This is a genomic window from Eubacterium ruminantium (assembly GCF_900167085.1).
Classification (GTDB): Bacteria; Bacillota; Clostridia; order Lachnospirales; family Lachnospiraceae; genus Eubacterium_Q; species Eubacterium_Q ruminantium.
Map to the genome: position 1 here is coordinate 67,426 of NZ_FUXA01000004.1, position 21,814 is coordinate 89,239.

Consider the following 21,814-nt stretch of genomic DNA (forward strand, 5'->3'; position numbering starts at 1 on the left):
TTTAAGGAGGTAAGGGAATGTCAGATGAAATAAAGAAAGTGGATGAGGTGGTGGATAATCCGGAACCGAAGCCTATAAATATCGTCTATGATGTTCACGGCAAAATGCGTGCCAGTGATCTGGAGACCCCTGCCGACTTTACACCGCCGGAGGAGCTCTATAAAGAACTTATAGAAAAGATTAAGGCATATCATCCTTCGGAAGATTTCTCCATGATCGAGAAAGCATATAAGCTTGCTGATGAAGCACATAAAGGTCAGAAACGTAAATCCGGAGAACCTTATATCATACATCCTATTTGTGTCGGTATTATTCTTGCCGAACTTGAAATGGATAAAGAAACGATAGTGGCAGGACTTCTTCATGATATAGTTGAAGATACGGAAGTAACAAAGGAAGAGATTGCCAAGGAATTTTCGGCTGAGATCGCACTTCTGGTAGATGGTGTAACAAAACTTACCAAATTAAACCTGTCACAGGACAAGATCGAGCTTCAGGCTGAGAACTTAAGAAAGATGTTCCTTGCCATGGCAAAGGATATCCGAGTTATCATTATTAAGCTTGCCGATAGACTTCATAACCTTAGAACTCTTCAGTATCAGTCACATGAAAAGCAGATTGAGAAAGCAAGAGAAACAATGGATATCTATGCGCCTATAGCTCATAGACTTGGTATCAGTAAGATCAAGATCGAACTCGATGATCTTTCTATGCAGTACCTTTATCCTGATATTTATTCAGACCTCAGAGTTAAGATTGATGAGAGACTTTCCGAAAGAGAAGAATTCATCAATGAGATGGTTACAGAAGTTAGGGAATATATAAAAGAAGCCGGAATTGTAGCAGAGATTGACGGCCGTGTTAAGCATCTTTTCAGTATTTATAAAAAGATGAAGACACAGGATAAAACTCTGGATCAGATCTATGATATATTTGCGCTCAGAATTAAAGTTGATACAGTCAGAGACTGTTATGCGGCTCTTGGTATCATCCATGAGAAGTATAAACCTATTCCGGGCCGTTTCAAAGATTATATAGCGATGCCAAAGGCAAATATGTACCAGTCGCTTCATACAACTCTTATCGGTCACGGAGGAAGACCGTTTGAAATCCAGATAAGAACCTATGAAATGCACAGAACTGCTGAATACGGTATCGCAGCGCATTGGAAATATAAAGAGAGCGGAAGCACAAATGTCAACAAAGAGGAAGAAAAGCTTAACTGGCTTCGCGAGATCCTCGAATGGCAGAATGATACTACAGATAACAGAGAATTCATGAATGTTGTTAAGACAGACCTTGATCTCTTCCAGGATCAGGTTTACTGTTTCACTCCTGAAGGTGATGTTAAAACACTTCCTGCAGGTTCAACACCAATCGATTTTGCTTATGTAGTTCATACCGCTGTCGGAAATAGAATGGTAGGAGCCAGAGTTAACGGAAGACAGGTACCTATCGAATATAAGCTTAAGAGCGGCGACAGAGTTGAGATCATTACTTCTCAGAACTCACGCGGTCCAAGTATGGACTGGCTCAGTATAGTAAAGAGTTCTCAGGCTCGTACCAAGATCAATCAGTGGTTCCGTCAGGAGCATAAAGCTGACAATATCGTAAAAGGTAAGACAGCCATTGATGATTATTGTAAAGCCAAGAATATAGATGCATCCGAGATACTTCAGGAAGATTATCAGGAGAAGATACTTAAGAAGTATAATTTCCCTGATTGGGATTCACTTATGGCTGCCATCGGACATGGCGGTATAAAGGAAGGTCAGGTCGTTAACAGACTGATCGAAGAAGTTAATAAACATAAAGAAGCAAGCCGTACAGATGAAGATGTTCTTGCAGAATTAAGAAGGCAGGAGAAGAAATTCGATATACCGAAGGGAAGCATCCAGGTTAAGGGTATCGATGATGTTGCCGTAAGATTCTCAAAATGTTGTTCACCTGTTCCGGGAGATGAGATAGTAGGTTTCATTACCAGAGGACGTGGAGTTTCCATCCACAGAACTGACTGTATAAACATTCTTTGCATGGAAGAAGCTGAGAGAACAAGACTTATCGATGCAGAGTGGATTGACAGCAGTGAAAGCGGAGAAGAGAAGGAATTCACCACAGAGATCAATATCTATGCACAGAACAGACAGGGCATAGTATTTGATATTTCCAAGATCTTTAATGAAGCTAAGATCGATCTCAAGGGCATGAATGTGCGTATAAGTAAACAGGGCAAAGCAACTATAACCATGCAGTTTGGTATCAGATCCAAAGAGCAACTGGCTAAGGTTACAGCTAAACTTAGAAGCATAGAAGGCGTTATAGATATTGAAAGAACAAGAGGTTAGTAAATGCAGAATTTAATAGTCGTAACCAATGTGCTGGGTGATCTGGCAACAAATTGTTATACGGTAGTCAATACGGCTACAAGAGAAGCTATAATCATAGATCCTGCAGCTAATGCGGAATTCCTGTTGGAAATGATCAAGAACCAGCAGTATAAACTTACAAAGATTTTTCTTACACATGGACATTTCGATCATATTCTCGGTATCGAAGGTATCAAGAAGGCTTATCCGGATGTTCCTGTGGTAATAGGGAAAAATGATGAAGACATTTTGGCAACACCTGCGGCAAATCTTTCTATGATGTTCTCCGGAGATCCGGTGGCACTTAAGGCAGATGAAACCGTTAATGACAATGATGTAGTAGAAATCCTTGGAACAAAGGTTAAATGTATCGAAGTTCCGGGGCATACAAAGGGCGGAATGTGCTTCTATTTTGAAGAAAATAAAATGCTTTTTGCAGGAGATACTCTTTTTGCCGGAAGTATAGGACGTTCGGATTTCCCTACAGGTGACGGAGAGGCTCTTGTAAGAAATATTAAGGAAAAACTTCTGGTTCTCCCTGAGGATACAGTTGTTTATCCGGGACATAATAACAGAACTACAATCGGAAGAGAAAAGGTTGATAACTGGTGTTTATAAAGCATTTATAGGATGAGGGGTAGGATTAGTTATGATTCTTCTTGTACAAAGTAATGAATTATATAATAACGATCTAAGAGCCATGTTAATGGCTTTCTATCCGGGAGAGAAACTTACTGTAATGAAGCCTGTGGACGTAGCAAACGTCGGAAAGGAGCTTCATAATGAGTTCACTCTCTGCTTTACTGCGCTTTATGATGAAAAAAGAACTCTTCTTAAGATAGAGGAAAAAGCAGAAGTTAAGTTTTATGCATATGTCAGCGGACCTTATGAAGATAGAAAAGTCTTCAGAAACAGGCTTAAGCTTGCGGCTTATCAGATGCTTTCCGAATTTACCGGAAGAACTCTTCCTTGGGGAAGTCTTACCGGGGTCAGACCTACAAAGATAGCTATTCATGGTATCAAGGAAGGAGAGTCTGACGAAGATATCATTACAGAATATGAAAGACGCTATGCGGCAACCACCGAGAAAGCGGAACTTGCCCTTAAGGTAGCGAAGAGAGAAACGGCTATATTTGAGGAAGAGGATATAGATGTAAATAGAGACTATGCTCTTTATATACATATTCCATTTTGTCCGAGCAGATGTCTTTATTGTTCATTTGCTTCTTTTCCGATACAGCAATATAAATATAAGGTTCCGGAATATCTGGCGGCTCTTACGAAGGAGTTGCAGTTTATTTCATATGTCAATAGAGACAGGAGACTTGTATCGATTTATGTAGGAGGCGGAACGCCAACAGCCTTGGGAGAGCTTTCATTTGACAATTTCCTGACAGAAGCTGTAAGATATTTTGATACATCTCATCTTAAGGAATATACTGTGGAAGCGGGCAGACCGGACAGTATTACCGAAAGAAAACTTGAGATCATGAAGGCTCATGGGGTTACGAGGATAAGTATCAATCCTCAGACCATGAATGATTCAACATTAAAGGTTATCGGACGAGCACATACGGCTGATGATTTTGAGCGGGCTTTCAGACTTGCCAAGGAATATAAATTTGATAATATAAATACTGATATAATCGCAGGGCTTCCTATGGAGAAGCTTAAAGATATGGAGAATACTCTGGATGTTTTAAGAAGGATGCGTCCTGAGAGTCTCACGGTTCATTCACTCGCTATCAAAAGAGCGGCGCATCTAAGTGAGGAGCTGACCACATATCAGGAATACATAAATCATGATGCGAAAGAAATGCAGGCTCTTGCAGCCAAATATGCTACATATATGGGAATGAAACCATATTATATGTATAGACAGAAGAATATAGCAGGCAACCTGGAAAATGTGGGCTATTCAAAGCCGGGAAGGGAATGCCTTTATAATATGCTGATTATGGAAGAAAAAACTGACATTTTCGGCGCGGGTGCAGGTGCATCTACAAAACTTGTCAATCCGGGTAAGGGAAATGTAGAAAGGATCGCCAACAGTAAGTCTGTTGATGATTACATTGTCCGTATCGAGGATATGCTTGATAAGAAGAGAGATGTCATAGGAAATACCCGTATAAATAAGTAATACAGCCGTAAGGTCACTATAAATGGTGAGTGACAGTTACTGCATATATATTTAATTATGGTAGCAGATGACGGACTGTAATTGATTTGTACATAAATAAGATATTTACATAGAGGAGAGAGATATGGCTATGAAGAAAAAGCCGGTTACCGGTATGAAGGATATACTTCCGAGAGAGATGGAGATCAGAGACTATGCGATAGGTCTCATAAAGGATACTTACAAGAAGTTTGGATTTACTTCTGTTGAGACTCCTTGTGTTGAGCATATTGAGAATCTGTCTTCAAAGCAGGGCGGAGAAAATGAAAAGCTTATCTTTAAGATCATGAAAAGAGGTGAAAAGCTTCGTCTTGAGGAAGCAACAAGTGCAGCGGATCTTGTTGATGGCGGACTCAGATATGATCTGACAGTTCCTCTTTCAAGATATTATTCAAATAATTCTAATGATCTTCCTAGTCCATTCAAGGCACTTCAGATGGGAAATGTATGGCGTGCCGACAGGCCACAGAAAGGTCGTTACAGACAGTTTATGCAGTGCGATATAGATATACTCGGCGAGCCTACAAATATCGCTGAGATAGAGCTTATACTCGCAACATCTACATTACTTGGAAAACTTGATTTCAGTAATTTTACAATAAGAATAAATGATAGAAGAATACTTCGTGCCATGGTTGACTATGCAGGTTTTGAACCGGTAGCGGCAGAGGGTGAATCATCTGAAGGTGCGGCAATTGATTATGATAATATTTTCATAACTCTTGATAAGATGGATAAAATTGGTCTTGATGGCGTAAGAGAAGAACTGATCGCTGCAGGAAACAGCAGTGAAACAGTTGATAAATATCTTGATCTTTTCGGAAAGATAACACCTGATGTTGCAGGTATTAAGTTCCTTAAGGATACACTTGGTGAATACCTTGATGAAAGTATCACAGACGGCCTTGCATTTATAATTGAAAGCGTTGAAGGTGCTAAGGAAGCTGAGTTTAAGATGGCATTTGATCCTACACTTGTAAGAGGTATGTCATATTACACAGGACCGATCTTCGAGATTTCGATGGATGAATACGGCGGATCTGTCGGAGGCGGCGGACGTTATGATGAAATGATCGGACGTTTCACAGGAAATGATACTCCTGCATGCGGATTTTCAATCGGTTTCGAAAGAATCATCATGCTTCTCCTTGAGAGAGACTTTAAGGTACCTGGAAGTTCTGAAAAGACAGCATTTATGATAGAAAAGAATATGCCAAAGGAAAAAATGGCAAAGATTCTTTCTATGGCTAAGGAAAGAAGAGCGGTCGGCGAGAATATAAATATTGTCATGATGAAGAAGAATAAGAAGTTCCAGAAGGATCAGCTTACAGCAGAAGGATATACAGAGATTACAGAATTTTTCGCAGACAAAATATGATCATAAAAATGCAACCCGGGTTGCAGATACTGCCGGGAAACCGGTAAAGAATAGGTATAGATAGAGAGGATATTAAAATGGCAGAATCAATGTTAGGTCTCAAGAGGACTAATAGATGTACGGAAGTAGATAATTCTATGATCGGAGAAAAGGTTACCGTCATGGGATGGGTACAGAAGAGCAGAAATAAGGGAGGTATCATTTTCGTTGATCTTAGAGACAGAAGTGGAATCCTCCAGCTTATTTTTGAGGAGAGCAAGGTAGGCACTGAAGGATATGCAAAGGCTGAGAAGCTTCGTTCAGAGTTTGTTATTGCAGTTACAGGTAAGGTAAGTAAGAGAGAGGGTGGAATCAATCCTAATCTTAAGACAGGTGATATTGAGGTCATTGCTGAAGATATAAGAATCCTCTCTGAGGCAGAGACACCTCCATTCCCTGTAGAAGAGAACTCAAAGACTAAGGAAGATATACGTCTTAAGTACAGATTCCTTGACCTCAGACGTCCTGATATCCAGAAGAATATCATGCTCAGAAGTAATGTAACTACAACAGTCAGAAAGTTCCTTGCTGATGAGGGATTCCTTGAGATCGAAACACCTATCCTTTGTAAATCAACTCCTGAAGGAGCACGTGATTATCTTGTGCCTAGCCGTATTCATCCGGGTAATTTCTATGCACTTCCTCAGTCACCACAGCTCTTCAAGCAGCTTCTTATGTGCTCAGGATATGACAGATATTTCCAGATAGCAAAATGTTTCAGAGATGAAGACCTTCGTGCTGACAGACAGCCGGAGTTCACACAGATAGATATGGAGCTTTCATTTGTTGATATCGATGATGTAATCGATGTAAACGAAAGACTTATCCAGAAAATGTTCAAGGAAGCAATCGGTATCGATGTTCAGCTTCCAATCGAGAGAATGACATGGAAGTATGCTATGGAGCATTACGGTTCTGATAAGCCTGATCTTAGATTCGGTATTGAGATCAGTGATGTCAGCGATGTTGTTAAGGGCTCGGACTTTGTAGTATTCAAGAGCGCTCTTGAAGCAGGCGGATCTGTAAGAGGTATAAATGCAGAAGGACTCGGAACACTTCCACGTAAGAAGATAGATGCACTTGGTGATTTCGTTAAGGGTTACGGTGCAAAGGGTCTTGCATGGCTTGCAATAAATGAAGATGGAACATATAAATCATCATTTGCTAAGTTCATGACTGAAGAAGAATTAAAGGGACTTACAGAGAAACTTGAAGGAAAACCTGGAGACCTTCTTCTCTTTATAGCAGACGCTAAGACAAGCCTTGTACTTTCAGTACTTGGGGCGCTTCGTCTTGAGATCGCTGAGGAAAAGGGTCTTATCAATAAGGATGAATATAGATTTGTATGGATCACAGAATTCCCTCTTCTTGAGTGGAGCGAGGAAGAAGAAAGATTCGTTGCTATGCATCATCCATTCACAATGCCTATGGATGAAGATATTCAGTATATTGATTCAGATCCGGGCAGAGTACGTGCTAAGGCTTATGATATCGTTCTTAACGGTGTTGAGATCGGTGGAGGTTCAGTGAGAATTCACCAGAATGACATTCAGGAAAAGATGTTTGAAGTTATCGGACTTACAAAGGAAAGTGCTGAAGATAAGTTCGGATTCCTCCTTACTGCATTTAAGTATGGTGTTCCACCTCACGCAGGACTTGCTTATGGTCTTGACAGACTTCTTATGCTTATGTGTAAGGCAGATACTATCAGAGATGTTATGGCATTCCCTAAGGTTAAGGATGCATCAGATCTTATGAGTGAGGCACCAAACGTTGTTGATCCTGTTCAGCTTGATGAACTTGGTATCAGCATTAAGCCGGTAGAAGATGAAGAGTAAAGAATAATAAGTTCGAGGGTTATATATGGGAACAACAGAGATCATTTGTGCAATCATTTTAGTAGTAGCATTTGTAGCTTCATGTTTTGTTATTGCAAAGATTTCGGCATGGATTACAGCGAGAGATGAAGCGTATGAAAGAGAAATAGCCAAAGATAAGACGGCTGAGGAAAGGATCAAGAGCTGGAGGGATCTTACATTTACTCCTGAAAAGAGAAAGGTAAGTCCTATGAGATTTGCGGCTGCGGTAATATTCGGAGCTGCAGGCGGTTTCCTCCTTGGAAATAGGATAGATGATACAGTGAAACTTATTTTCATGATGGTTCTTTTTGTCATCCTTTTCATGATAGCATTTATCGATCAGGATACTATGGAAATACCTCCTTATCTGAACTATACAATATTAGCTATGGGTATTGCGGCTATCTGGCTTATTAAGGATGTTACTTTAGTTGAGAGACTTATAGGAATGGTATGTACAAGTGTGCCGCTTTTACTTATAAATCTTGTTATCCAGGATGCGTTTGGCATGGGTGATATCAAGCTTATGTTTGCAGCGGGATTCCTTCTTGGATGGAAGGTTATCCTTGTTGGATTCATTTTCGGTATATTTGTCGGCGGCGTTCTCGGAGTTGTTGTTCTTATTAGAAAGTCAAAGACCGGAAAAGATCATATGCCTTTTGGACCGGCTTTGTGTATAGGAATAGCTATTGCGGTTCTTTATGCCGAACCAATCTTAAAGTGGTATACGGATCTTCTGAAATTTAAATCATAATATTTTTATTAAGGGATTTTGCCGGTGTTAATGCCGGCAATAAATATATTTTTTGTAACCTGGGTTACAAAAATCATACAAGACTTTATCGGTGGATATATCAGTGGTTTTACTTGGAAGATTGACGGAGGCTGGAAATGGGAGTTTTATCAGGACTTAAACCTGAAAAAGTATTTAAATATTTTGAAGAGATAACAAGAATCCCCAGAGGTTCTTATAATGAAAAAGCGGTCAGCGATTACATAGTTGGATTTGCCCGTGAAAGAGGATTAGAAGTTTATCAGGATGATCTTTATAACGTTATCATTATCAAAGAGGCGTCAAAGGGTAGAGAGAAGGATCCTGCTGTGATACTTCAGGGCCATATTGATATGGTAAATGAAAAGGCGCCTGATTCAACACATGATTTCATGAAGGATCCGCTTGATATATATATCGATGGTGATTTTATCAAGGCGAAGGGAACAACACTCGGAGGAGACGACGGAATAGCTGTTGCATATATGATGGCGATTCTTGATGATCCTACAGTTGATGCTCCAAGACTTGAAATGGTATTTACAGTTTCCGAAGAAGTCGGAATGGAAGGTGCATCAGGTATTGATCTTAGCAACCTGAAAGGAAAGCTCCTTCTTAATCTTGATTCTGAGGATGAAGGAATACTTCTCGCAGGATGTGCAGGAGGTATGAGAGGAGAATTAAGACTCCCGCTTTCATTTACAGATTGTAAAGACGGTAAGGTTTATGAGCTTAAGATTTCAGGACTTCTGGGAGGACATTCCGGAAGCGAGATAGATAAGCAGAGGATAAATGCAGATCACATGCTTGCAAGAGTTCTTAATGAGCTTATGGTAAGCGGAGCAGATTTAAAGATTCTTTCAATGTGTGGCGGTGGAAAGGATAATGCAATTCCATTTGAAGCTGCAGCTCTGGTAAAAATTGATGATAAAGATAAATCATTATTTACTGAGAAACTTAAGGCGATAGAGGAATCTATCAAAAATGAATATAGAAATACAGACGGCGGAGTAAAACTTTCTCTTGAAGAATCAAATGTTTCAGGCGATAAGGTTCTTACAGATGAGAGTTTAAGAAAAGCAGTAGGACTTATACTTGCGGTACCTAACGGAATCGTTAAGATGTCGGGAGATATAAAGGGACTTGTTGAAACTTCTCTTAATCTCGGAATAATGAGAACAGAAGAAGATACACTTATACTTACATATGCTTTGAGAAGTTCTGTAGACAGCGCTAAGGAAGCTTTAAGACAAAGGGTTTCGCTTATAGCTGACTGCTTCGGGGCAAAGGTATGTTACCATGGAGCATATCCTGCATGGGAATACAAGAAGGAATCCCTTCTTAGAGATAAGATGATAAGAGTCTTTGAAGAAATGTATGGCAAGAAGCCGGAAGTATCTGTTATTCATGCCGGAGTTGAATGTGGACTCCTTGCTGAAAAGATAGATGGACTTGATGCTATATCATTTGGTCCGGATCTTTTTGATATTCATACAGTAAATGAACGTCTTTCAATCAGTTCGGCAGCAAGGACATATGATTATCTTCTTAAGATATTGGCGACAAGAGAATAGTGATTTTTATCGCGGAAGTATGGGGGCCGGTTCAGCGGCTTATATGATAGGACTTGAGATTTTCGAAGCTATACCTTTTCAGCTTAATGTTGAACATTTTCTTGCTGTTGCATTTGGAGGTGCCATACTTGGCGGCGGACTTAGACTGATGATATGTGGATTAGTAAAAAATATGATGGAGCAGGTTCTGTCACGAACCTGTTCCATCATATTTTTTTGCTCCCAACATCCAGAGTTTATAACTCAGATAGAAGAATATAGCTCCGATGAAAGGAGATAACCATGATAATAAAGGGACATTATCAGGTCGGAGTATTACAAGTCCCGGATAATAAGCTATGAAAGCAATCGGGATTATGAATGTGAATATCGCCTTAAAAACAGAATTAAATATAGTTACAGGATATTTTGAATAATCCTTAAATCTAAACATGATGATCATTATATAACCTGAGTTCTGTAACCAGAAGCAGGCTGCTGCAGCGGCATTCATTATTGCAATCATGAAAAGTGATGCGGCAAAAAGGTATACAACAAGCTGGGCGAGAGTTAAAAATGTGACCGGTATTGAAAGGTGGGACCAGGCATAAATAATGGTTCCGATACCGAATGCAAACTGTCCCAGCCCTTTGACATCAAATATTTCCGACATGAAATAAAAGAAGATATTGATAGGTCTGAAACAATATTTTATAAAGTCGCCGGACATGACCAGGTGTCTAAGGTTCCAGTTGTTGTCGAAGAAGCACTGCACAGGAGTCAGGGCAACCAGTGAAAAACCGTAAAGGAAAAGTGTCTCATACATGGTCCATCCGTTTATCGTAGGAAAGTTTTTGAAAAGAATATAGAAACTTATAAATCCTACGAGATTTGAAACGACCATTCCTACAGTGGAAATGATGAAATCCGCGCGGTAGCTCATTTTACTTTTTAAATCCTGAACAAGCAGCTTCTTGTATATGTGGAGGTAGAATTTAAAACCTCTTTTTTTGTTGGTTGAAATAATACTGTTTTCCATTTTTAACCTCCATTTACAGTTATTCTTTTAATCGAATGATTCCAGAATGCTTTACTTATGATATAGAGGATGATACACCAGGAGAGCTGGAGACCGAGAGCAAACAAAAGTCCTTTCGGCGTTGTATAGCCCTTCTTCTGCAGGAGGATATTGAGAGGTGTATCATAAACACTTTTAAATGGCAGGTATGTAACAATATGGCGGAGCTTTTCGGGGAAAAATGCAAGAGGGATGGTGGCACCGGAAAGAAGAAGTACTATACATTCTTTGACCATATTGATTCCCCATGTGGACTCTGTATATAAACAAATAGTTGATACTATAAGATCGATATTGAAGTTTATGATAAGAGCCATGATAACTGAGATGACGAAGTAAATAAGGTTGAAACCGTGGTGGATATAACCTTTTGTAACCGCGTCGATCACTATAAATGTCGGAAGGAATGTCAGGAAAAAGGTCATGATATTTCTTCCAAAATAATTCCAGAAGGAAAATGAGCGGAAACTCATAGGCTTCAGGAGTTTCAAAATGATTCCTCCGGATTGGATATCCCTGCTTATTTCCCAAACCATATACATTTCAAGGAAATTGAATAATGCTGTTGCAAGAACAAGATAGATTAGTGTGTCGGAAAATGACATTCCGTTTACTGTACTTGTTCCGGATGAAGCATAAATGGATTTCCACAAGAAATATACCAGGGTGAGATATACAAGATTTCCGAGTATTACCACAAAAGTGGAAAGTCTGAAATGTAATTCTGAAAGGATACCGATCCGTGAAAGCGCAGTATATTTTTTCAGTCTTGCTTTCATGCTGTGGTCCCTCCTTCGTAGATTTTCTTTATAATTTCCTCGGTTTCAATCTCCTTAAGCTGGATATCGCGAATTGTATAATATTTTTGAGCGTCGCTGATTATGCTCATTACATCTGTTTTTGATTCGTCAACAAGGTACTCTTTCCATCCGACATCCTTGAGGTTTAGGCGGAGAGTTCTGTAGGAACCGAAATAAGTTTTAAGATGTTCCATATCATTATCATAAATCATCTTTCCGTGATCGATGATAACGATCCTTTGGCAGAGAGCATCTACGTCACCCATATCATGGGTCGTAAGTATTACAGTTGTATGCTTTTCTTTGTTAAGTCCTTTGATGAGATCACGTATCTTGGCTTTCATTGATACGTCAAGACCGATGGTTGGCTCATCTAAGAAAACTATCTTTGGGTTGTGCAGGAAGGCTGCGAGAATATCGCTTAATGTTCTTTGGCCCAGGGACATCTGTCTGACCGGCTTATGGAGCAGGGGATCGATGTCTACAAGACTTCGGTATAACTCTGTTATATCGTTATATTCTTTATCGGGAATCATGTATATATCTTTCAGGACTTTGAAAGATTCTATGAGAGGAAGTGCCCACCAGAGCTGGCTTCGCTGTCCGAAAACGACACCGATGTTTTCCGCATTTTTGGTTCTGTTTGAATATGGAACATTTCCATTAACCAGAATTTCTCCTCTGCTGGGTTCAAGGACACCGGACATCATTTTTATGGTTGTTGACTTGCCGGCACCGTTTGGTCCGAGATATCCCACTATTTCCCCTTTATTAATTGATATTGAGATATCATTTACCGCCGTTAGTATCCTGTAATCTCTTGAAAAAAGATCCTTAAGACTTCCCTTAAGTCCTTCGTGTCGATTCAGAACTTTGAAATCTTTTGATACATGGTTCATTTCGATCACAAAATTGTTTGAAATACTCATAACTTTCACCTCTTTTTCATTTAGCATATCGTTGATGTAAAAAAATTATAGAATTCAAACCGGCTTGAAGCTAAACCGGCTTGAATAGGCTTGAATATATGATATTATGGGATTATACTATAAAGCATAGTGAAGAAAAACAGGCATAATTACAGAAAATGATAACAATATAACACGGTAGATATAAAATTGTTATATAAATTCCAAGGAGGGGGAATTATGAAGAAAGAAAACAAAGGCTATATCATCAAGCGGAAAGACGGGTCGGAAATCGTTAATTACAATGACGATAAATTTCCTTCTTATATTCATGATGGTTATGTTTACAGCGGATGCACATGGGAAAGAGTACCGCATTATCATAAGGATGTTGAATTCATTTATGTATATAACGGGGACATGGGCTATTCAGTGGAAGGAATGGATATTAAGCTGAGTGAAGGAGATATACTTTTTGTAAACTCAGACAGGATCCATTATTCATATACAGATAATGATTATGTAACGAGATATATAATAGCTGTTATTGATCCGAGCATTATATGTACATCATATGCTGTTGAAAATAAGGCAGTAAGACCGATCATCACGGATAAGACTATACCATTTGTTCATTTTCACGCGGATGATCATGATTCGGAAGATGTGAGAAGGATACTTTGGAACATGCACAGGGTTTCGCTTGGAAATGAATTTCTTATCACAAAGGATTTTATTTTGTTGTGGGAACTTCTGATGCACAGGTTTAATGATGCCTACAGACTTTTCCTTAATCACAGGAGTGACGATCAGCATGATCTTATTCTGAAAAATATGATGATCTATATAGACGGCCATTATACTGAAAATATTTCATTAAAAGATATCGCGGCTGCGGGTGGTGTCAGTCAGACTCTCTGCAACCAGATATTCAATAAAGTTACAGGAAAGTCGCCGGTAGAATATCTGATCCATTACAGAAGCAGAAAGGTGGCCGACTATCTTGAGACAAGCAAAATGTCTATGGCCGAGATAGCTGAGATCACAGGCTTTTCCGGTGCGAGTTACATGTCGGAAGTATTCAGAAGATTTTATAAGATGTCACCACGTGAATATAGAAAAAATGTTATTGACGGAACGACAAGGCATGTATAAGATTAAGGAACAAATCATTTATTTAGTGAAAGGAAAAGTATAATGAGAAAGATGAATTTAATGAAGCGGGCGAAGACCGGAGCTGCAGCTATCGTTACAATTTGCTCTTTATTGTCTGGGGGGATAGTAAATGCAGCAGAAAATGATGGCGAGACAACGGAAACTTCAATCGAAGTCACAAATGAAGCAGGTGAAGATCAAGCCGCTGTAGATGATGATTCCATATGGGATGATTCTTCTGAAATAATCTATCATGAAAATGGTTATTACAGCGATAATATCATGGCACCGCGCAAGGGCAACACCGGTTCTGTCAGTGTGAATAATGCGGCTTCTTATCCGGCATCTTATAAGGTTAAGAAATTATCCGGAGTAAGAGATCAGGCAAATTCAAGCATTTGTTGGGCATATGCCGCAAATACGGCCCTCGAGACAAGTTATCTGAATCAAAATCTTGGTTCAAGTATCAATTATTCCGAGTATCAGCTGACATATTCTGTATTTCATGGACAGAAAGACAGATTTATATCAAGGGGACAATTTTACGATCAGAGCGGCAGTCCGCTTATGTCTACGGCTACATTTGCCATGAACAGAGGACTTGGTACAGAGGAAAAGTATCCGCTTAATCCTTCAAAAAACCTTACTGATGCAGATATGACAAAGGGTGTCAGTAGAGTTAAAAATGTACTTCTTCTGTATGGATTTTCGGATGAATATTCCGAATATGGCGGAATTTCATGGCAGGAAAGTATCAATAGTATTAAGAAGAAAGTTTATCAGGATAGAGCGGTTGTTGTCAGTATTGATGCCAGTGAAAAAAGATATAATTCATCAACCAATTCATTTTTCACAAGCTGGAACGGTGGTGAGAAACCGTCAGCAAATCATGAACTTACCATCATAGGATGGGATGATAACAAGGTTACGGCATGCAATAAAAAAGGTGCTTTCCTTGCACAGAACAGCTGGGGAAATGATGCAAATAAGGGAACAGTCTGGATATCTTATTATGATGCTTCAATCTGTGCACCTACCGTATTTACTGTAGATACATCAAAAAGTTTAAAGAAGGACAGCAGAGTTTATTCCTATACGGAAACAGGATGCTCAGGCAAGACTCTTGCAAGTAAGGTTGAATTATCAGGTGCCAATGTATTTAAGGCACAGCATACAGTAGAATTGAATAAAGTAGGATTCTATACACTTCAGAAAGGTGAATATACTATAGAAGTAAATGTAGATTTAAAGAATGCTAAGAATCCGGGGTCAGGCAGAAGAGTTTATACTACAAAGGGAAAGACAACTGAGGCCGGATATTTCAGAGCGCCTCTTGCTCAGAAGATCACAGTTCCAAAGGGCGAGACTTTTTCCGTAAAGATTTATCTTAAAGACAGCGCAGGCGTTTACCGTGTCAATTTTGAAGGCGGTGACACAGCGATTGTAGAAACCAATATCGGAAGCGGCGAATCATTTGTTAATTATCGTGACGGATGGTATGACTGCTACGGAACAATGGGTAATTTCGACCTCGGAACAAATTACAGAAATATATGTATTTATGCATATGGAGATACAACCATTCCTGAGGTTGTTCATCACAGAGCGAAGACCGCAACAACAACCACACCGGGAAATATCGAGTATTTCGTAAAGGAAGGTAAATACTACACAGACGTAAATTGTACAAAGCAGGTTTCATCAAGTTCTGTTATAAGATATGCATTTGCTAAGAATGCAAGCGGTGTACAGAAATACGGTGACAAAATGTATTATCTGAAGAATGGAGCAATTGATAAGTCATATACAGGTGTGTCAAAAAACGGCGGAGTATATTATTACTTCAAAAATGGTATCGCCAATACTACAGGGCTTTACAAGATCACTGTCGACAAGGTTACAGGCTGGTGGTATGTAAAGGCAGGTAAGGTAATGACCGGCTACAACGGATTTGTGAAGAATGATTCCGGTTGGTGGTATGTAAGCACCGGCAAGGTTGATTTCTCCAGAAATGAAGTTCTTAAAGGAACAGTAAACGGTGTAGCAGGCTGGTGGAATGTTAAAGGTGGAAAGGTAGAATTTACAAATACTATTTCCAAAAATTCAAGCGGTTGGTGGTGCATCCAGAATGGTAAAGTTAACTTTAATTTCACCGGACTTGCAAAAAATGAAAATGGATATTTCTACTGTTCAGGAGGAAAAGTTGACTTTGGCTTTACAGGTATAGCTAAAAATGAAAATGGCTATTGGTATTGTACATCAGGAAAAGTCAGATTCGATTATTCAGGTAAAGTCACATACAAAGGACAAACATATATTATAAAGGGCGGAAAGGTCCAGTAAATATTTAAAATACAGAATGAGGCATGCCGATTGTGGCATGCTTTGTTCTTTACATGATTGAATAACCGTTTTATAATCACATAGTGATATGAAACTTTGGTGAAGGACAGTTTGACAGATGAATAAACAGACAAAATTCAAATTACAATCAACACAGCTTATACCGCTGAGCTTTTTGGCTGCGATACTTATCGGAACAGTATTACTGCTTCTTCCGGTAGCCAAGGCAGGCGAAGGTTCGGCAAGTTTTACAACTGCATTTTTCACATCCACAACTTCTATATGCGTGACGGGACTTGTAGTTGTTGATACATTTGCTTATTGGAGTCTATTCGGAAAGATAGTTATACTTATACTTATCCAGCTTGGTGGACTCGGTATCATAGCAGTTACTTCAATACTTATGCTGGCAATACATAAAAAATTCTCTCTTTATCAGTCGATAATGCTTCATGATGCATTTAACTTAAGTTCATTAAGGGGACTCAGACGATTTTTACGAGCTGTTTTTAAGGGAACCATCATAGTTGAAATGATCGGTGCATTCTTCTATATGACTGTATTTATACCGGAATTCGGCGCTTTAAAAGGAATATGGTATTCGGTATTTACAGCGGTTTCAGCCTTCTGTAATGCTGGTATAGATATACTTGGACCGAACAGTCTTATTGATTATAATCATAATGTTGTGATCATGCTTACAAGTATGTTCCTCATTATAATGGGTGGTCTCGGATACGTTGTATGGTTTGATTTCCGCAGAGTAATGAAGGAAGGCAGAGATAAGGGCTTTTCTTTCGCTAAGAGAATGAGCAGGCTTGGAGAACACTCAAAACTTGTTCTTGTGGTAACCGGAATCCTTATATTATTCGGATCGGTTTCTGTATTCTGCATGGAATATAATAATCCTGATACCATTGGGAAAATGTCTCCGGGCGGAAAGATACTTAATAGTGTATTCCAGTCAGTTACATTCAGAACGGCAGGTTTTGCGTCGGTTTCTCAGCAGTCTCTTACGGACGGAACATGCGCTGTAGGTACATTGCTTATGTTTATCGGTGGTTCTCCTGTGGGAACGGCCGGTGGTGTCAAGACCATAACACTTTTTGCAGTCATCCTTAATTCGGTTGCATTTATCAGAAACAGAAATGAAAATGTAGTATTTGGAAGAAAATTCACATCGGAACTTATACATAAGGCAACGGCTATCGTATCAGTCAGCTTCTTTGTAACATTCTTTATGCTGATCCTTCTTATGATAACCAATAATGTATCTCTTGTGGACGGTATGTATGAAACCTTCAGTGCGACGGCGACAGTCGGTCTTTCAAGAGCTTTGACGCCTTGTTTAAATCTTGTGGGACGGTGGATAATAATAGTATCTATGTTCCTTGGAAGAATAGGACCTATCTCCATGGCGTTGTTCTTTAATTTCAGCGGATCGGAGAAGAATAAGGTCAAATATGCGAAGGGTAATTTCTTTGTTGGATAAAACAAAAGTTATATTTGGAGGATCATATGAGTAAATCATTTGCGGTAATAGGACTTGGTAGATTTGGTAAAAAACTTGCGCTCAGCCTTTATGATATGGGAGCGGAAGTTCTTGCAGTAGATAAATCGTCTGAGATAGTTGAATCTGTTTCGGGTTCGGTAACTTATGCTATAGAAGCTGATGTATCAAATATTGAAGCTATGAAGGGAATCGGCATCAACAATATGGATGCTGTGGTAGTTGCCATGGGTTCAGATCTTACATCAAGCATCATGGCTGTTATGGCAGCTAAAGAACAGGGCGTGCCTAAGGTTGTTGCCAAGGCGGCCGATGACAGAATGGGCGAAATACTTAAGAGAGTCGGTGCGGATCAGATAATCTATCCTGAAGAGGATACGGGACTTCGTACTGCCAGAAAGCTTATTTCCGATACATTTCTTGAATTCTTTGATATTGATGACAACCTCTGCATGCTTGAAATGCGCCCTAAAGAGGATTGGATAGGAAAGAATCTTGTGCAGCTTAATCTTAGAGAGAAATATCGTCTTAACGTGGTTGCTGTTAAAGACCACAGCGAAATGAGATCATTTATCGATCCTGAGAGAGCGCTTGAAGAAGATACAGAGCTTCTTGTAATTATTGAGAAAAACGACCTTAAATTGTTGAAGTAATATAGAAAAATGTTTAAGAAAAAAACTGTTGATAAATATACATATATGACGGAAACGCCTGTTCCGAAGCTTATAACAGAACTTGCGGTGCCGACTATAATAAGTATGCTCATCACGGGAATTTATAATACAGCCGATACTTATTTTGTGGGTCGTGTTCCGGGAGAAGCTACTGCGGCGACGGCAGCGGTAGGTCTTGTATTTCCATTGATGGCTGTCATACAGGCATTCGGATTCTTCTTCGGACATGGTTCGGGTAATTTCCTTTCGAGAATGCTTGGAGCCGGTAAGAAAAAAGAATCTTCGGAAATGGCTTCTAATGGATTTGTAATGGCACTCCTTTTCGGAATAACCATAGCGATACTGGGAAATATCTTCATGGGTCCTTTGGTTGAATTCTTAGCTTCCGATAAGGTTGATGCTTCGACACTGGCAATGACGGACGATTATGCAAGGATAATTCTTATAGGTGCTCCTTTCATGATGTGTCAGTTCGTTATAAACAGTCAGCTGAGATTCCAGGGAAGTGCAGTATATGCCATGGTCGGTCTTGTTGCCGGTGCCATAGTCAATATAATACTTGACCCAATCCTTATACTCGTATTAAAAATGAATGTAACAGGTGCGGCTATAGCGACAGTTCTTGGACAAATAACCAGTTTTGTGATCCTTCTGATAGGATGCAGCAAGGGTGAAAATATAAGGCTGAGCCTTAAAAATGTTAATATCAATAAATATTACATTGTTCAGATAATCAATGGAGGAATCCCTTCACTTTTCAGACAGGGGCTTGCAGCAATCTCAGGAAGTTTGCTTAATCATGCTGCTGCAGAATTCGGAGGTACTCCGACTGTTTCGGGAATTACCATCGTTTCAAGAACCATGATGCTTCTTATATCTGCGCTGATTGGATTCGGACAGGGATTCCAGCCGGTATGCTCATTTAATTATGGAGCCAATAAAAAGGAAAGAGTACGAGAAGGATTCTGGTTCTGCGTCAAGTGGGGAACGGTATTCCTTACTGTTATAGCGATCGTTTGCTATTCCTATGCGACGAATATAGTAGAGTTCTACAGAAAAGATCTGAGTGTTGTAAGTGTTGGTGAAGTGACATTAAGATTTCAGACTATAGTCCTTCCGCTTAATGCATTTATAGTCATGACAAATATGATGCTTCAATCCATCGGTAAAGGGGTCAAGGCATCCATCACGGCTTCGGCGAGAAACGGACTTTTCTTTATCCCGGCAATTATCATTCTTCCAAAGCTTTTTGGATTAACGGGTGTTGAGATAACACAGATGGTTGCTGATATACTTACATTTATGATAACAATACCTTTTGCAATTTCTGAGCTAAAAAAGATGAAAAGTGATATAATGGTAGCAGGCTTGCATGATTCGGACATTTAACATATATTTTTTAGTAGCCTTCTTTGGCGAGTGAAGAACAAAAGTTAATAAGAGAGGAAGCGGGAATGAGAAATAAAGAATATCCATATGAAAATGTTACACAGATAGAAGACCTTAAGGAAATGATACTTAAGAAAGCACATGATATCCCTGATAAAACAGCATTTATCTATCCATGTGAATCAGGAGAAATGCGTAAGAGCTATCGTGATCTCAGCGAAGATATCAATGCATTTGGTGAGTGGATGTACCACAAAAAGATTAAGGATAAACATGTTGCCATAATCGGTGAAAATTCATATGAATGGCTTATAGTTTACTTTGCAACGGTTAACGGTGGAAATGTTGCGGTTGCTATCGATAAGAGTCTTCCTGACGAAGAGATAATCTCACTTGCAAAGATGGCAGATACAGATGTTGTATTTGTATCGGAGACATATTATGAGAAGGTAAAGAAAAAGGCCAGCAGAAAGGTTTATAACCTTAAAGATTTTGATGATATCCTCAAAGAAGGGCGTAAGCTTATCAAAGAAGGTAAAAATGAATTTGCAAGACATGTCATCGATCCTGATAAGACTTCGACAATACTTTTTACTTCAGGAACATCAGGTGTAAGTAAGGGTGTTGAGCTCAGTCATCACAATATTGCTTATGAAGTAGTTCATACAAGTATGCTTTTTGAGCCACAGGGAGGAACTCTTTCAGTGCTTCCTTTCCATCATGCATTTGGTCTTGTGGTTTCAATATTCATGATACTTAATTACGGTAAATCAGTATTTATCAATAAGAGCCTTAAACATGTAAAGAAGAACATGGAAGAGTTTGGACCTCAGACAATGTTCCTTGTACCGATGTTCGTAGAATTTTTCCATAAACAGATCTGGCTTGAGATTGAGAAGAAGGGTAAGACAAAGATGTTCAAGAGACTTATGAAGTCTACAGATCTTCTTCGTAAGGCTAAGATCGATCTCAGAAGCAAGATGTATAGCCCGATCAAGAAAGTATTCGGTGGAAATCTCGAATATATCATCTGCGGTGGAGCGGCTCTTGATCCTATGTATGTTCGCGAGTTCAGAACATGGGGCATAGAAATCCTCAATGGATACGGTGCAACAGAATGTTCTCCATGTACAGCTGTAAATAGAATCTATCATCATAAGGACGGAAGTGTAGGTCATCTTGTTCCGGGTATTGATGTTAAGGTTACAGATGACGGTGAAATCGCATTTAAGGGCGAACTTGTTATGAAGGGATATTATAAGAACCCTGAAGCAACAGATGCTGCGCTCATAGACGGATGGTATCATACGGGAGACCTTGGATATGTTGATGAAGATGATTTTATCTTCCTTACAGGCAGAAAGAAGAATCTTATCATCCTCAGTAATGGTGAGAACATATCGCCGGAAGAACTTGAGCAGGATATTGCAAGAGATGATGCGGTTGAGGAAGTCCTTGTTTATGATGAAAACGGAAAGATCGTAGCTGAGATATTCCCTAATGAAGCTCATAGAGATGACAAAGAATATTTCGAGAAGCTGAAGAGTAAAGTAAATAAGGGAAGACCAATCTATAAGCAGATCACACGTATAAAGCTTCGTAACGAAGAATTTATAAAGAATGCAAGTATGAAGATCGTCAGATATAAAAATATTCCGGGAATGATGCCTAGAATTGAGAAAAAGGATGACGAGAAATCCGATAAATAAATATTTTTAAAAAATTAACGAGAGAGAATTATTATTCTCTCTCGTCAGAGTGTAGACAAAGACGGTTGCGGAACGATAGTTCCGCAGCCGATTTTTCTTTTT

The 21,814-nt window shown here is 39.3% G+C and carries 16 protein-coding genes; 13 read left to right on the forward strand and 3 right to left on the reverse strand.

The window, feature by feature from the left end; all coding sequences use genetic code 11:
* Positions 1–104 precede the first annotated feature (104 nt).
* The 7 genes from B5D25_RS01750 to B5D25_RS01780 all read left to right on the forward strand — a co-directional run bounded on the left by B5D25_RS01750 (position 105) and on the right by B5D25_RS01780 (position 10,167).
* Positions 105–2,345, forward strand: a complete 2,241-nt coding sequence (locus B5D25_RS01750; RefSeq protein WP_242870166.1) for a RelA/SpoT family protein — start codon at positions 105–107, stop codon at positions 2,343–2,345.
* Positions 2,346–2,348: 3 nt separating this feature from the next.
* A complete protein-coding gene (locus B5D25_RS01755) occupies positions 2,349–2,984 on the forward strand; it encodes an MBL fold metallo-hydrolase (RefSeq protein ID WP_078786028.1) in 636 nt (211 codons plus the stop codon).
* 31 nt (positions 2,985–3,015) lie between these two features.
* Positions 3,016–4,506, forward strand: coding sequence for a coproporphyrinogen dehydrogenase HemZ (gene hemZ, locus B5D25_RS01760; protein WP_078786030.1), 1,491 nt, complete (start codon positions 3,016–3,018; stop codon positions 4,504–4,506).
* Between the two features lie 124 nt (positions 4,507–4,630).
* Positions 4,631–5,923, forward strand: a complete 1,293-nt coding sequence (gene hisS / locus B5D25_RS01765; RefSeq protein WP_078786031.1) for a histidine--tRNA ligase — start codon at positions 4,631–4,633, stop codon at positions 5,921–5,923.
* A 77-nt stretch (positions 5,924–6,000) separates the two neighbouring features.
* Positions 6,001–7,800 carry an aspartate--tRNA ligase gene (aspS, locus tag B5D25_RS01770; protein WP_078786032.1) on the forward strand — a complete coding sequence of 600 codons (1,800 nt, stop codon included), beginning with the start codon at positions 6,001–6,003 and terminating at the stop codon, positions 7,798–7,800.
* Positions 7,801–7,825: 25 nt separating this feature from the next.
* Positions 7,826–8,575, forward strand: a complete 750-nt coding sequence (locus B5D25_RS01775; RefSeq protein ID WP_078786033.1) for a prepilin peptidase — start codon at positions 7,826–7,828, stop codon at positions 8,573–8,575.
* Positions 8,576–8,712: 137 nt separating this feature from the next.
* Positions 8,713–10,167 carry an aminoacyl-histidine dipeptidase gene (locus tag B5D25_RS01780; protein ID WP_078786034.1) on the forward strand — a complete coding sequence of 485 codons (1,455 nt, stop codon included), beginning with the start codon at positions 8,713–8,715 and terminating at the stop codon, positions 10,165–10,167.
* Positions 10,168–10,357: 190 nt separating this feature from the next.
* Here B5D25_RS01780 and B5D25_RS01785 read toward each other — a convergent pair whose 3' ends face one another.
* The 3 genes from B5D25_RS01785 to B5D25_RS01795 are packed head-to-tail and all read right to left on the reverse strand — an operon-like array spanning position 10,358 to position 12,953.
* Positions 10,358–11,185 (reverse strand): ABC transporter permease, encoded by an 828-nt coding sequence (locus B5D25_RS01785; RefSeq protein ID WP_078786036.1) that lies wholly within the window; start codon positions 11,183–11,185, stop codon positions 10,358–10,360.
* 2 nt (positions 11,186–11,187) lie between these two features.
* Positions 11,188–12,003, reverse strand: coding sequence for an ABC transporter permease (locus tag B5D25_RS01790; RefSeq protein WP_078786038.1), 816 nt, complete (start codon positions 12,001–12,003; stop codon positions 11,188–11,190).
* The gene (locus tag B5D25_RS01795; protein ID WP_078786039.1) at positions 12,000–12,953 is read right to left on the reverse strand and encodes an ABC transporter ATP-binding protein; all 954 of its coding nucleotides are present in this window, start codon (positions 12,951–12,953) and stop codon (positions 12,000–12,002) included. Before B5D25_RS01795 ends, B5D25_RS01790 begins: the two co-directional genes overlap by 4 nt.
* Before the next feature lie 219 nt (positions 12,954–13,172).
* Here B5D25_RS01795 and B5D25_RS01800 point away from each other — a divergent pair, with 219 nt between their 5' ends.
* From B5D25_RS01800 to B5D25_RS01825, 6 genes are all read left to right on the forward strand, one after another.
* On the forward strand, positions 13,173–14,087 hold the full coding sequence (locus tag B5D25_RS01800; protein WP_078786040.1) for a helix-turn-helix domain-containing protein: 915 nt from the start codon (positions 13,173–13,175) through the stop codon (positions 14,085–14,087).
* Between the two features lie 42 nt (positions 14,088–14,129).
* Positions 14,130–16,430: a lectin like domain-containing protein gene (locus B5D25_RS01805; RefSeq protein WP_078786041.1), complete on the forward strand. Its 2,301-nt coding sequence runs from the start codon at positions 14,130–14,132 to the stop codon at positions 16,428–16,430.
* Positions 16,431–16,548: 118 nt separating this feature from the next.
* On the forward strand, positions 16,549–17,922 hold the full coding sequence (locus B5D25_RS01810) for a TrkH family potassium uptake protein (RefSeq protein ID WP_078786042.1): 1,374 nt from the start codon (positions 16,549–16,551) through the stop codon (positions 17,920–17,922).
* 26 nt (positions 17,923–17,948) lie between these two features.
* Positions 17,949–18,593, forward strand: a complete 645-nt coding sequence (locus B5D25_RS01815; RefSeq protein WP_078786044.1) for a potassium channel family protein — start codon at positions 17,949–17,951, stop codon at positions 18,591–18,593.
* A gap of 9 nt (positions 18,594–18,602) precedes the next feature.
* On the forward strand, positions 18,603–20,003 hold the full coding sequence (locus B5D25_RS01820; RefSeq protein WP_200803225.1) for an MATE family efflux transporter: 1,401 nt from the start codon (positions 18,603–18,605) through the stop codon (positions 20,001–20,003).
* Positions 20,004–20,068: 65 nt separating this feature from the next.
* Positions 20,069–21,712 (forward strand): AMP-binding protein, encoded by a 1,644-nt coding sequence (locus tag B5D25_RS01825; RefSeq protein WP_078786045.1) that lies wholly within the window; start codon positions 20,069–20,071, stop codon positions 21,710–21,712.
* Positions 21,713–21,814 lie beyond the last annotated feature (102 nt).